The 385-nt window shown below is 47.1% G+C and carries 1 protein-coding gene; it reads left to right on the forward strand.

The features are described from left to right. Window positions 1–385, forward strand: a 385-nt coding sequence (locus tag KP705_RS18980) for a hypothetical protein (protein WP_215765433.1), incomplete at both ends; no start/stop codon positions are given.

Genomic DNA, 385 nt, shown 5'->3' on the forward strand with positions numbered 1-385 from the left:
CGCGGAGAGATTTTTGATGCAGGACCGTCTGAGAATGGGTGTGAGTCATCTTCTCGGATAGGTTTTTATGAGCTTCTTCGTCGCAACAGTGGGAACAAGGTTGATGTGTTTAAACATCTTGAACGCATTGGCAGGGATGAGGCCATAAGGCTTCAATCTGATCGCATTGCTGACAGGCTTGAAGGTCTGGKGATTCCGTCTAGGCGTAAGAAGCAGGATGGCACCTTTTTCAAGGTGGGTTTGCTGTCTGGATTAGCTAAGCAGATGGATGAACAGTTTAGGCATATCATGTTCATTCCTGCTGTTGCTGTTGCTGAGCGTCGCCAGTTGAGGAATGAGCTGACCTATTGGATTGATAACATTCTCCCGAATAAGGGGAAGTATC

The sequence above is a fragment of the Gluconobacter sp. P1D12_c genome (assembly GCF_018812105.1).
Classification (GTDB): domain Bacteria; phylum Pseudomonadota; class Alphaproteobacteria; order Acetobacterales; family Acetobacteraceae; genus Gluconobacter; species Gluconobacter oxydans_A.